General features: G+C 33.6%; 9 protein-coding genes. All 9 read right to left on the bottom strand.

Annotated features, from left to right (window positions below; translation table 11 throughout):
* Window positions 1-62: 62 nt before the first annotated feature.
* The gene (locus tag GBO31_RS14760; protein ID WP_219009133.1) at window positions 63-683 is read right to left on the bottom strand and encodes a hypothetical protein; all 621 of its coding nucleotides are present in this window, start codon (window positions 681-683) and stop codon (window positions 63-65) included.
* 6 nt (window positions 684-689) lie between these two features.
* Window positions 690-1427 carry a hypothetical protein gene (locus GBO31_RS14755; protein WP_219009132.1) on the bottom strand — a complete coding sequence of 246 codons (738 nt, stop codon included), beginning with the start codon at window positions 1425-1427 and terminating at the stop codon, window positions 690-692.
* 2 nt (window positions 1428-1429) lie between these two features.
* A complete protein-coding gene (locus GBO31_RS14750; protein WP_219009131.1) occupies window positions 1430-5605 on the bottom strand; it encodes a DUF6531 domain-containing protein in 4176 nt (1391 codons plus the stop codon).
* 2 nt (window positions 5606-5607) lie between these two features.
* Window positions 5608-6969, bottom strand: coding sequence for a hypothetical protein (locus GBO31_RS14745; protein ID WP_219009130.1), 1362 nt, complete (start codon window positions 6967-6969; stop codon window positions 5608-5610).
* Between the two features lie 6 nt (window positions 6970-6975).
* On the bottom strand, window positions 6976-8763 hold the full coding sequence (locus tag GBO31_RS14740; protein WP_219009129.1) for a type VI secretion system Vgr family protein: 1788 nt from the start codon (window positions 8761-8763) through the stop codon (window positions 6976-6978).
* Window positions 8764-9176: 413 nt separating this feature from the next.
* Window positions 9177-9764: a hypothetical protein gene (locus GBO31_RS14735; protein ID WP_219009128.1), complete on the bottom strand. Its 588-nt coding sequence runs from the start codon at window positions 9762-9764 to the stop codon at window positions 9177-9179.
* 23 nt (window positions 9765-9787) lie between these two features.
* Window positions 9788-10567, bottom strand: coding sequence for a hypothetical protein (locus GBO31_RS14730; RefSeq protein WP_219009127.1), 780 nt, complete (start codon window positions 10565-10567; stop codon window positions 9788-9790).
* Between the two features lie 25 nt (window positions 10568-10592).
* Window positions 10593-11291, bottom strand: coding sequence for a hypothetical protein (locus GBO31_RS14725; protein ID WP_219009126.1), 699 nt, complete (start codon window positions 11289-11291; stop codon window positions 10593-10595).
* A gap of 9 nt (window positions 11292-11300) precedes the next feature.
* Entirely contained in the window at window positions 11301-14009 is a 2709-nt protein-coding gene (locus GBO31_RS14720; protein WP_219009125.1) for an OmpA family protein, read from the bottom strand.
* Window positions 14010-14012: the final 3 nt, after the last annotated feature.

The following is a 14012-nucleotide window of genomic DNA, read 5'->3' as shown; positions in this document are numbered from 1 at the left end:
ATCGAATACGTTGTTTGGTTTTGCATTTTGTAGTATCATTATTTCAATAAATCATAAAGATACTACCAATTAGCTCCCATTTTTTCTAGGATTTCTGACTTCGATTTTTCAGTATCTAAGGAGTTTTCTTTAAACCATTGTATAGCTTTGTTTTTATCTTCCGTTAATAGATACATTGTAGCTATTCTTACCTGGCGCCTTATTTTGATAAATTTATGATAGTCATTTAACCACTCATTTTTTGCGTCAATTCCTTTTAAGATACTTTCTAAAGTAGGAAATGTTTTAAACAAGTTGAAAGCCCCATCTTCTATATTGCTAATAATTTCATTTGAGACACTTTCTATTTGATCTGTATTGCTAATAGGGATGGAAATAAATTTACTATCAGTATTTTTAAAATGACCTATAGATCCAGCAATTATAGGATAAGAATTTAAAAAATCCTGAACTATTTTTTTATCTAAAGAATTCACTTCTTTATAGTAAATCCCAGATGTAATACCAATATAGGTTTGATCTGTATGGGGAGCTCTTCCTTTTCTGGAAGAAAAAGAAATCACTTCCTCTCTTTTATGAAGTTTTTCTTTTTTAATAAAATCATTTTTACCACGTTTTGTATATCCTTTGTCTATTAGAAAGGAACCTACTTTATTTTTTACGGCTTCTAAGAGTTCATTCATTTTAGATTATGTCCAATGCTTTGCTAACTCTGGATAACCTCCAAACCAAAATTTTAAAGCTTCCATGTTTACTCCATTTTTTCCTAACCACCAATCTACTGGGTAATTCCAATCGGAACTATGTGTTTTTGTAGGAGCAACAGCCAAATTAGTATATTGATGTAACAAACCTTTATGTTCTTCTGTTTCTAAAATGCTGCAATACCCTAAAGTTTCTATTAGAGCTTGTCTTTGCTCAGAATCCGATTTGAATCCTTTAATTTTTGATATTTTGGTTTGAATTGACTTTTTTACTGTTTCTTCCTCATCCGCATTAGCTAATATTTCTAATATTTTAGAAAAAATTTCAAAATCCTCTTCTTTGGGTTTTATAGGTGTTAATTCATTAGTTTTATTGAGATAGTAAAAGTAATCCAATAAGTCAAAACCTGTAAGCCCTCCGATTTCTTCAAAAGATTCTTCGACCAATTCTGTATCAATTTCTATTTGTTCATAACTAGAACAAAAATCACAAGGTGAGATTCGAGAAGGTTTCTGATTTTCTACAAGTTTGAACTTATGATTAGGAAATGTCTGTAGGATAGCAAAAACTGATAAGCCACTTCGCCAATTCATATTTTTAGTACTTAAACTAGATAAAAATAGGGATACATATTTTTCTTTATCTGCTTTGTCATATTCTACAAAAATCTGTTCAATTAAATCATCATGGTGGATAATTTCTTGTTCTAGTATTGTTGTCATATTTATTTACATCCTAAATCTTTAAACTCTAATTCATCTAATGATGGTAATTGACTAGGTTTTTTACCATCTAATAGCTTATCTGCGGCCTTAAGTCTTCTTTTACCCTTAGTCGTCTTTTGTTTCTTTTCTGACATACCATTTATCTTATTCCCTCTAGCTTTATCACTATTTCGACCAAGTAAATCACCTTCTTCTACACCTCTTTGTTCTACACCTCTAACTGTATCTTTAGGAGTTTTAACAGGGGTTACCCTTCGCATTTTATCACCTTTACCAAATCTTGCTCCGTCTTTTCCTTTTGTTTTTGAATGCCTTCTTCCAACATCTTTCATGCTCTGATTGTCCGAAGCTCTACCATGATAATAAGGATTACCATTGGAATCTTCTAATACATAGTTCCAATCTAGACCTAAGGGGTCAATTATAGAATTTGTGTCAGAAACATAGGTATAAAGATTATATTCTCTACTATTTAATCCAATGGGATCTTGGCTGATGTAAATTCCTAAATTGCAATTATAATAACGATATCCGTTATAGTATAATCCGGTTTCTATATCTTCATACTGTCCTTGATATTTAAACGGACAATCATTCAATGAACCTTTTACAAGTTTACGTACTTTTCCATAAATATCATATTCTACCTGCCAGGTTTTTTCTCCTTTGCTATTATACATTTCTACCGGAGTTCCCAGATAGTCTGTAATAATAGAGTAGGAGTCCTCTGCTGTAATTTTGGCAGCAGGTTTAAAGGTCCCTTCATCAAACACCCAAGTAATCAGATTTTCAATAGGTTCGGGTTTGCTTTCTGCCAGCATTCCAAATTCATCTACTACCAATTCAGGTCTATCTTTGAGATCATAACTCCATTCGTGGAGCAGTACATGGCCGTCCCAGACAAAGCGGGTGATTGTACCTCTCTGTCTACCAATGGTAGACATCTCTCCTTGAGAAGGAGAGAAGCCTTTGGTGTGGTTTATTTTTGCAGTTCTACGACCTAGAGCATCATATTCGAATTGGGTAGTGTTATTTTTAGGATCGGTTACGGATCGTAGCATTCCGTTTCCGTACCAATCGTAGTCCCAATTTCCTTTGGTAGTAATTTGGGTGATCAGGTTTCCTTCGGCATCATACTTAAATGTATTTCCATCTGCTTCTAAGAGTTGTCCACCAGTTCCATATTTTCGATCACCTTTACCTTCCGTTCTATATAAATTACCAACCTCATCCGGTAGTTTGTAATCAAACTGCTTGTTTTCATATCGAGCACTGGCTAGATTATTAAATTCATCATAGCTGTACGCTACCGTTCCACGAGTTAATTCATCGACCATTTTGGTCAATCGGTCATTTACATTCCAAGTATAGGTACGATGGCGCATTTCTCGATTACCAGCCGTTACTTTGTGTTGTATCGGTCTACCCGCATGATCATATTCGATATGATTGGTAATTCCACCAGGAAGTATGCGTTCTACTTCCATACCCAAACTGTTGTGCGCAAATTGTGCGGTCCACACCCTTGATCCGTCAGTGTCGGATGTTTCCCCTTCGGAAGGGGAAAAGCTATTAGCTTGTACTTGTTCTATGAGCCCTAGTTTGTTTCTGGTGAGGGCGATGTTTGCACCTAAACTACTGGTAATGTTTGTACGATTGCTTAATGCATCATATTCACTTTCTACGATATGACCATCTTGCTTTTCAGCAATGATTCTTCCTGCAGAGTCTCTAATGAGTTGTACATGGCTATTTTCATTGATAGCTTCTGTTAAATTACCATTAAGGTCATAACTATAGGTTTCCCAAGTACCATCACTATGTTCTGCTCTTGTAATTCGTCCGTTAAAATCATATTCGTACTCTGTATATTTATCATCTGGGCGATTTACTTTTAATACTTTTCCTGCGCGATCACGATCATATTTTCTGGTCAATCCATCAAAACCAATTTCTCTAATAATTTCTCCCTTTTCATTTCTAGAAAAGCGATAATATTCATTATGCTCGTTGGTAATGGTATTTMGTTGTTCTTCGGTATCATATTTAAAAAATACTTTTCTACCATTTTCTTCGCGCATTTTCAAGCTACCAATTGGTGTATACTCAAAATTAATTTCGCGTTTCTTTTGATCAATGGTTTGGATTACCTCATCGTAAGCATTGTATTTTAGCTTCACCAGATCAGTATCTGCTTGTCGTATTTGATAAATACGGTCTAATTCATCGTAGAAGAATTGTTGCTGGTGATCTTCAGAATTTTTAGTGTGTAAACACCTTCCCCAAGCATCATAAATCCAATAGGATTCGGCACCGTTGGGTAATGTTAACTTATGTAAATTATGATCTTCATCATAGGCTAATTTGGTCCTGTTACCAGCATTATCTCTTATTTCATTCATCAACCCTAGCTGATTATAATCAAAAGAGGTAACACCTCCATCTGATCCAATTACAGCATGCAGACGTTCACTTTTGAATGTCCTGACTACAGATCCACCAGTAGGATCTTTGATAAGCACCAATCTGTCTTTTTCATCATATACAAACCCAATTACAGAACCATCTGGCTGATGTACGCCTGTTAGATTTCCTCGTTCGTCATAACTATATCCAGTTATATTTCCTTCTTCATCAATATCTCGATACGGTTCCATATACGGAGTGTATTCATGAAAAATATGATCTCCCATAGGATCTGTTACTTGCGTACAAAGATTAAGATTGTTGAAATAATAGATACTTTCTTGTTCCAAGGAATTGGTAACGATATTATATCCTTTATGATATTCAATGGTTCCTGATAGAATACCACCATCTCCCCAAGTTCTGATACATTTAGCACCAGTAGTTTTTCCATCATACTCCCAATAGAAGGCCTGACCGTTACGGTCGGTTTTCTTTACCATCAGATGATTTTCATACTCCATCACCGTTTTTTGATCTAAGGCATCAATGATTTCGATTAAATCTCCTTCCTTATTATAACTATATCTAACAAGTGTTCTTGTTTCTCCCTGATGTGTTACTGCTACTTCAGTAACTCTATTTTCTTCGTCGAGTTCTAAATCAATTCTTCTACCTGCAGTATCTATGATTTGCTCTAATTTATAAACAGCATTATAAACGAATTGAATTTCGAAACCTTCAGGATTTCTTAAACTGGTAGGTTTGTAAAGTGTATCAGTATATTTTGTAAACGTATAGGTCTGTTGGGTTTGATGATCAGTAACCTCATAGGTACGACCATCGATAAAGGTAAGTGTTAATTTTTCAGTTCTGTTATAAGAAGATTCATTTTCTATCAATAACATTGGAAAAGAGGTAATTCTTCCATCTGGTAAGCGCATTACAATACTATCTTCGTCATAATCTAAATGTATGGCAAGGTCATAATTACAATGCATTCCATGTCCCATCATACCCTCATAACCAGAATCTGAATACCAATTTCGTTCCCATTGGATAGGAATTGGTCCAGCAATGCTGAAATCCTCTCCTTCATACACCATGCGACCTGTAACCAGATCTACAGGCTCAAATCCCATTTTACACATCTTTTTACTAAGACCTTGCGTAGCAGGGAATTTTTTTAACACGCTATGATTTAGTTTCGTCAATCCTCTTCCAGCACCTTTCATAAGCGCTCCAAAACCATACGACATCACTAATGCCATTAACATTCCCATTAAATCAGGAGCGTAAGGTCCACCAACATTTACAGGTTTCCCCATTGGCATAGGAACACTCATTGATGAAGGCAAGTATAGACTAGGAACTGGTTTCATCTTTTTTCCAGGAGTGGCAGATAATGGCATCCCAATATCATTACAAGTCATGGTCATATACCCTGCAGGTGTAAAATAAGCATCTTCAGCGCTTACTTTTGTACTTCCGAAAAAGTTCATAGAATCATGTCCAATCATAGGGGCCATTGCAAAAGGACCACCCATTGGGATATGTACTACGGTTCCAATCATACCAGCTGTACCACTGTTTCCTTTCGGAACACAATTTACATTCACTGTGGATCCAATAATAGGAACATAATCCATTGGATCAATAACCATCCCAATAAAAGGATGGGGTAGTGGTGTAGGAATTCCTGGTGGAATGATAACAATATGGATATCAATTCCGATGACAGGTGTAAAGTGTTTACTTGCTAATAACATACCTAAAACCAGTTTAAAATTGAAAGACTCTTTTTTTCCATTTCTTTACGATGTGCTTCTACATTTGTTCTCCATTCTTCTCCTTCGATTTCTTTCATAAAAACATCAATAGATTCACATTCATTCAGATCTCTGTTCTTTTCGCATAGATTGTAATAATCTGCTGCGATATATGCCATACAGGTAGATTTTATCAATTCTGGAGCTAAAGAAACTCCATATTGATATGCTTCTGTGATTAAAGCTGCATAGCGTTTTTTATCTCTTTTCTTGATAACATTATAGCCCAACCACCAAGCGGTTAACGCTTGCGGACCGAAACCAAATTCAATGGAAGTTTCTGCTTGTTTACAAAATAAATCTGCTGCTAAGTCCTTTTGCTTTTGTAATTGCTTGCAACTCGCTTGATATCCATAGGTTTGAACAATAATAGGTTTGCAATTATCTTCTCCTCCAGATAATCCTTGCTTTGCAATTGCCATGGCCTTTTGCAGTAATTCATCGATAGCTTGATATTCTTTAAAATTAAAAAGCATACCTGCGTAAATCACGTGTGCTGTAGCAAAGGCAGATTTGTTTCCAGATTTCTGAGTGATCATTAATCCTTTCTTTCCCCAATCATGAAGTCTTGGTAGATTCTTTTTGGTGACACTTTTAGACATTTCTATCATACACTGTCTAAATTGAACTTCGGGATCATTAGGATCTCCCGCAGCAGCTATTTTATTAATTGCTCCTTGTAAATCAATTGGAACTGCTAGAGATTTTGAAATATCTGAATGTATTTTCATTAGATTGTCGAAATATCGCTCTTCTACATAGTCAAAGAACATCATCCGAACTTTTTCTGGTAACCCTAATTGTATCAAATGATCAATCCATTTTCCATAATCTTTCGTGTCTTCTACAGAATAGGGATACAATGATAAAGCTAAATGCAATTGCGAGTTTGGCATCGCTTTTTGAAAGGTATTCAACATTTCAAGTAATAGAAGGTTGCCATCAGTATTTTCATTTTCTAGCTTTGTTTCATATTCAGAAACATTCCAGTCGAATTTTAGATCTCTTGCATGTAGTTCTTTTTGTAAATCTTCATCCTTTTTAAATGTTTCGATCCAATCTTTGATTAAATTTTTACTATGCGTTTCTTTATTTTCAAAGGCGGTTAATAATACGATAGGAACATCAGGTAATCCTCCATTTGGAGTAGATTCCAAACGTAAGAATCCTTCATATAATCTAGCTTGATCAGGTTTTATAAGCCATCGAACCAATTGGATATGGTTGTGAGGACTTACCTCATCCATCCATTTTTGTTGAATTGTGGAAATAAGTTGCGCTATGGGATTATGCTCATTATTCATGATAAATTATCCGCAATTAAGATTCAATAAACCTCCTTTTACATTGGTCATAGCAGTTCCATCAATATCTGTCATTCCTTTACTCGTTAATTTAAGTTCTGCTTTTCCTTCCACTAAGGTACTTGGAGCTCCTACTTCTACTTTTGCCGAACTATTGATTGTCACTTTTGAAGTACCATCATTCAAAATCTCTTTGGACTTGACATTTACATTGTTTTTACCATCAATGTTTACAGTTTCTTCTGCATTGATATTAATTTCTTTAGAAGAGAAATTAATTTTTTCTGGCGCGCTAATATTTATTTCTTTTTTAGAAGTATCCAGAATTATAGAGTTACCATTTTTATCTGTAATAGTAATGGTTTCTTTTCCATCTTCATCAGAGAAAGATAAGGTATGACCTCCACGAGTTTTGATCGCTTTGATATCGTTTTTCTCAGTTTTCCAATCTCCAGCATTACTACCTCCAGTAAATAAGGCTCCCATTACATATGGTCTTTCTGCATTTCCACCTTCAAAACCAACGATCACTTCTTCTCCTTTTTCTGGAGTAAATTGAAATCCTTTACCCCCTCCGGCATGAGGAGTTAGCACACGTAACCATGGTGTTTCCTCTCCACTTGCTTTTTGCCATGGAAATTGAACTTTAATTCTACTCATACCTTCAGGATCTGCGTTATCCATCACAGTAGCTATCTGAGAGTCACTTTTAGGAATTGCCATCATATTGGTATTAGGGTATACATCAAGATCTGCTGTTACTCCTATAAAATTGTTTTGGTACTTACCATTTTCAGTAGAACTGTGAGAAACACTAATGATTCTAAAACTGCCATAATCAGTTTGCTCTCCTTTAATTTTAATGACTTGTCCAATATTGACACCTGGATTATCACTTACTCCCTGAACTTGAACTTGTCTAATTTCTGCAGCTTTCTTTTGTTGTTCTACATGTTTATCCAATCTCTTTTTTAATTGAGGATCGTAATAAGAATTCACATAAATACTCGTTTCTTTGGAAAAAATAGCATCGCTTTTTTGACTGGTAAAACCGTTAAATCCATTTACTCCAGAGTTTACCTGAGCTGTAGTCATTTCATGTTGCTCATCTGTCAAATAATCATTTGTGAAATATTTGAAATTATTTGGAGTGGGGCGAAGGTTAATAGAGAATTCCTGTAAATCATGGCCATAATTTAGTTCAACGGTCTCTTTATCTTCCGGTTTTCCGAATACCAGTTTACTACCGTCATAGAAAAACCATTCACTATATTGTGCTGCGAGTCTACTAGCATATTCAAAAGCGCTTTCATTATGCTGTACACTATAATGAAGACTTTCTGAATTATTAGGACTGATAGTAGTTTCTAGTTTGGATTTATCGTAGCCTTGGAATGTCTTATCTAGTATTTCAGAAAGTCCAACATCACTATGAGAATCATAATGAGGGCCATCATCCGTAATGATACTACAAGAATGTGCTTTGATAGAAACCATATCACCGTTTTGTTGATGGAATCCTTTAGTGTTGCTAACGGAAGTTACGATGCCTTTAAATTCCAGTTCCTTATACCCACTGGCAGTATCCAATGAGGCTATTTTAATAGTTAGAATTTCTCCTAGATAGTTTTTGCTTTCAGAAGCAATTTCTCCTGAAATATTTTCTAACACGTCCATTCTACAAATGAGTTCTAGAACGTGATGGGCATCAATCTCTTGATGAAGCATTAATCTTTTGTAAGCTTTTATAGGAGTACCTCCTATGAAAATTTGAGTGTTTGATTGCAGCGCCATGATTTAGTTATTTATGTTGGTTGTATTATATAATACTACTAACGAAATTTTCTTTATCGTTTTTATATATTAGTATACGATTGGTATACCGAGTTAACATTTTAGACAGTTCAATCGATTTGGGGGAGAAATTGATACATTGAACTGTGTAATAGACTTCTATATGTTATCAAAAATAGTACCTAACTATTCTTATATAAAAATACTTATTTTTTTAGAAGCGTTATAGTTACCTACATTATTTTTGGGTTTTCTTACATAAAAATGGGTGTTTTTCCCCATTAAATGATGTGTTCAATAGTAGATACAAATCGTATTAAAATTGTTACCCCTTTTTTGAGAAAAGATTTTTCGATTTTTTTTAAAGAAGAATTTATAGCGTATAATTATAAGTGTAAAAAGCTATAGAAGATTTATAAAAAGTAGTTAAAACTCCTAAAGTCGATCCATTCTTTTGCTCTAGGGTTTTTCATGTCAATAACAGTAAATTCAGTTTTGTTTATTTTAGATTTCTCATCTTGATAAGACATCAGAAAAAAATAAATTTGGTCTTTTTCATTTTTCCATACATTCATCTCTAATCCATCAGAGTTTGTGGAAGAATGATGAGGTCTACCTAGATCTGAATTTAAAGTCTTTTTTATTTGGCTTACTTTGGTTTTAGTAAAAAGAAGCACTTCATATATTGCGATAACCTTATCTTCAATAGAATAGTGAAAAGTAACGCTGTTAGTATGTTCTTGTATATTACCCGAAAGTGTAGAATTATGAAACTTTAAAAGTTTACTACTATTTGTTCGAAATCTATTATAACCAAAAAGGGTTAATGCTTCTGATTTTTTAGTATCCAGTTTAATGTTTTGATTATTTAGAATACTAGTTATTTTTTCTGAGAAGTCAAATGTGTATAGATTAAATTCTTTCGTTTTTTGAGGTTGACAGCTTTGAACGAAAAAGAATTGTAATATAATAAAAGCTCTAATAAATATGTTAGCTTTCATTGCTTCAATAGTGTAATTGTTTATTAGATGACTTCTAATTTTCCACTATCTTTATTCAAATAGAATTCTAAATCTAACATTAAAAATTCTTTAGGTTCTTTTTTTTCGAAACAAAGTGCAGGTTCTCCGGTAGGTCTTTTTAAACTTGCTTTTTTCCCATTTGCAGAATATATTACTATTCCATCTTCCGCTAGATTTACAATATCAAAACCATTCTGAAAATCTTGTACCAAACTGTTTATTCTTGCTTTAGAATCCACAGATGATAAGTACATTGAAGTAGCTATATTTTGTTCTCTGTTCTTTATACGGCTTTCGAATTCATTAAATTGCTTATTCGTAATGATTTTTGCAATTTCGACATAAGCATTCCTTAATTTTCTTTCAAAATTTTCAACGTCTTTAAGGTCTTCTCCATTTTCCCATAAATCATTTAATTTATAATTCACATTGACTTCTAAATTTTGAGAATTTGAGAAAAAACTTAGAGGTTGACTGTCGGAAACTTTTGGGCTTTTATAATCTTCATATGCCTCGATGAAGTTAAAACCATTCTCAACATTATATAAATTACAGGAATAACTAAATTCTGTACCGTTTKAAAATTGAGTACTGCCAATTACAGGTAATATTGAAACAGAAATTTCAGTCATACCACTTTCTGATATAGCATGATTTATTGGTACTTGTGAAGACACTTGACCATTTTCAACATTCATGGTAAGTACAGGGTGGTCATTCACTCTTATTTCAAAACGACATTCAACTGCACTAAACTTTATGATATAATATGGTTTTTTCAATGTTTTGTGTGTATTAAAGTTTTAATTAAAGCGGTAGATTGTTTGCTAATTCTTTAGAATATTTCTCTTCTCCAAAAAAATCATTTTTTTTATCCTCTGCAAATTGGTTATATGAGTAATTCGGGTCTTGTTTCTCCGCTTTTGACTTTAGAAACTCTAGATAATTACTTAGTCCTTCATAAAGATAATGGTCAACTAACTCTTGGTTATCATTTTGTAATATAATCAATCTACTTTTAGTCGTTTTAGTGCTTTCTGATTGTGATGTGAAATTTTGTTTTAATATGAAATAAGTGTTTTCTAATTCCCAAATTCCATTAAAGAAATTTTCATCTTTATTATAGTAATTTGGAGTACCGAATTTTTCTAAAAACAGTCTGTACAGTTCTTTACTATCTGTATCGACAGATGTGTCTAAATAAATACACTTAGCTTTATTAGATGTGTTATCCACCAAGAAATGTAACATAGTTGGTGAAAAATATTTTCCTGATTGTTGTTTTTGAAAATTTAGGGTATTAAAATTAAATAGTTTTTCATCTTCCGATTTGTAACTCTGAAGATTTCCAAATGTAGCGGTTTCTTCTTTAGTATCGTATTTTTCATTGATCAGGTTAGAGGCTTCATAAGGCATTCTTATCTCTGATAAATCTATAACTGATTGTGAACTACATGATATCATACAAAACACTAGTAAAAGTGACAATAAATTTAAAAATTTCATTAGATTAGGTTAAGGTTTAATAAGTTGTATTTCGGCTTTACGACCAGAAACATCTTCTAGATTTTTAATGATATCAAATTCATCCCAGAATTTTCTCTTTTCATTAATATTTATAGGTTTCCAATCAGCGCTAACCACTTTATAAGAAAGTCCGACTTCAATATAAACAACTACTTGAGCAATACATGGATCTATTTTTAAACTTGGTTTGTAATAAAGCCCTTTATGAGTTCCATATTTTATATGATGTCCGGAGGTGATTCCCAATTTTACTCCAGCACTTGCATGACCTTTGACATGAGCAGATCCAACTTTTACGATAACTACTTTTGCATTTAATTCTACACCAGCAGTAAGTTCAACTCCTAACTTTGTTTCTAGGTTTGCACTTGCGCTATTTTTATCGGAAGCAGTATTACTTTGGAAATCTACACTACCATTTATATTTCCAGAAATTATAAGATCAAACCAGATGCGGAAATTAACCTGTACTCTTTCAGATTCATAACCTTTTTCTGCCCATTCTCGAATTGCTAGCACTATATCTCCTGCAACAGGATTTCCGGTCGTTGCATAAGAAGCAGCAGTAATAGCACCACCCAATAGATCAATTATAAGTTTGACGCCAATAAGGGGTTCTGATTTTAAATAGAATTTATATTCCGTTCCAATTTCCTTAATTGGTTTTTGATCCTTTTCTCCTCTAGCTAGCTGCCATTCAGCTCCGATACAGAAATTAGGAGGAACAATTTCTATTGAAAATGGTGTTTTGCTACCAAGAGTTTTTGAAGCTTTTCCTTTGGTTGTTTTTGTAATCCCTTTGGAAATTTCTCTTAATGAACTAAAAACATTATAGATCCATTTAAATTTGTCTTCATATTTGCCTGTTACTTCAAAGTCTTTTTCATAATTTAAATCATCTTCTTTATTCCAACTGGCTTTCAGAACAACACCAAATGCTGCTTCAGATTGTTTCCATCTGCTTTCTGCGGCAACTTTACCATTGACTTCTCGCATTCTTTTGACTCCCGGACCATMTAGACCTTGYCATTTAACAGCTAAGGGGTTACTAAGTTTTAAAAAGAAATGAAAATCCCATTTAATATCTGGGTATACTTTGGTAACAACAGTAGCTTTATCTTTATTGCTAAAATATCTACAACTATGAATATGGTAATTAAAATTATTCGTAGTGTTTTTATGTGGCCATATATACCTTAATGCATCAATTTGTAAAGCAGATATTGAAAGATTCGAATAAACTCTATGTTCTATAGCAGAAGTTCCATCATAAGGGAAAGGGCCTTTTTGTCCTTGAGGTGTTACTTCAATTACTTGTACTTCTTTTGTGTTGTGAGCTAAATTAGTACCTCTTCTTAAGCACTTGTCAGTATTGTAATTATCAATATTAAAAGTGATTTTTTTCTTCTTTGATTCATCAGGAGCAACAGTTTCAAAAACGATACTTTCTGCATCACCTCCGAAAATTTGAAATCTGATTGTTAGCCTTCTATTTTGTTGATGCTCTTCTTCAGAAAGATCTTCTCCAGTAATTAGCAACTTTCTTTTTCCATAACCTTTTGACTTAATAACTTTACTAGATATTCCTTTAGAGATTAAATATTCTCTTGCAGAAGCAGCTCTTCTTTGGGAAAGTTTATCATTATATTCATCACTTGCTCTTACATCACAGTGAGCTCCTAACTCAGAATGCACATAAGGATTGTCAAGTAATAATCGTGCTATACCGTCTAAAACTGGTTTTGCATCGCTTCTTATATTTGATTTGTCAAGATCAAAATGAATTACCTCAGATACTTGAAATTCTGATTTTTGTTTCAAGTCTAATTGTAACTTTCCTTCTTCAAACAGCGTGATGTCTTTTTTATCATCGGTTACTGTAATTTTAGTGAATTTGCAGAGTTCATATCTTTCAACATTAACTTCTGATTCACCAATCGTTGCAGGTCTTGCGTCCTGTGCTTTCTCCACCTTTCTAGTAACAATTTCATCTTCTATTCTTAAGTAGCGTGCATGGATATCCTGTTTCTTATCATCAACCAACGTTTTCGAAGATCCACGTACTCTTAATTTTATATAAAATTCTTCCTTACTACTTGTCCAAAAGCCAGTTCCTGCTCTCCAAGTATAGGTATTCTTAATTTCTAGGTTAATTTCTCCATGAATACAACGAACATTCCCGATAGAGGTTACTTTTTCATCGCTTCCAAGTTGACGATTATAAATATCAACTTCTAGAACCGCTCCATTTAACCCTTCTGTTTGTATGTTTAGCCATACATTTTCTCCATATTTTATTGAGCTTTGACGAATGTCACTGCCACCATTTGTTTTACTCCACTTAGTACTAATGATCTTTTGTGGAGCTACAGCTCTAAATGTTAGCTGCGCAGGATATTTATTGATAGGATCGTCTAAAAAAGCTTCTATTACATGTTGTTTTGGTCCACAAAACTTTGGTTGTACAGAAATACCTCTAGTGTCACCAATCTTTCCTTCTTGATCACTTTTAGTGTATGGAATACCATCTTTTGATTTTATAATCCACTTGGCATGACCTTGCATTCCTTCTGGAGTGCCATCATGGTATATTGCTTTTAATTCAACAGTTTCGTTAGCTTTTATTTCAAAGTTTCTAGGGGATCTTGTTTGACCTGACCCTTCCACAATTACTACTTTTTCTATTCCTACTGGCATATG

It is taken from the genome of Aquimarina litoralis, assembly GCF_019295435.1.
Classification (GTDB): domain Bacteria; phylum Bacteroidota; class Bacteroidia; order Flavobacteriales; family Flavobacteriaceae; genus Aquimarina; species Aquimarina litoralis_A.
This window is presented reverse-complemented; position numbering and strand designations above follow the sequence as displayed.

Coding starts and splice junctions, on each gene's coding strand:
- GBO31_RS14760 (WP_219009133.1), bottom strand. CDS start 683: ATGAATGAACTCTTAGAAGCCGTAAAAAATAAAGTAGGTTCCTTTCTA.
- GBO31_RS14755 (WP_219009132.1), bottom strand. CDS start 1,427: ATGACAACAATACTAGAACAAGAAATTATCCACCATGATGATTTAATT.
- GBO31_RS14745 (WP_219009130.1), bottom strand. CDS start 6,969: ATGAATAATGAGCATAATCCCATAGCGCAACTTATTTCCACAATTCAA.
- GBO31_RS14740 (WP_219009129.1), bottom strand. CDS start 8,763: ATGGCGCTGCAATCAAACACTCAAATTTTCATAGGAGGTACTCCTATA.
- GBO31_RS14735 (WP_219009128.1), bottom strand. CDS start 9,764: ATGAAAGCTAACATATTTATTAGAGCTTTTATTATATTACAATTCTTT.
- GBO31_RS14725 (WP_219009126.1), bottom strand. CDS start 11,291: ATGAAATTTTTAAATTTATTGTCACTTTTACTAGTGTTTTGTATGATA.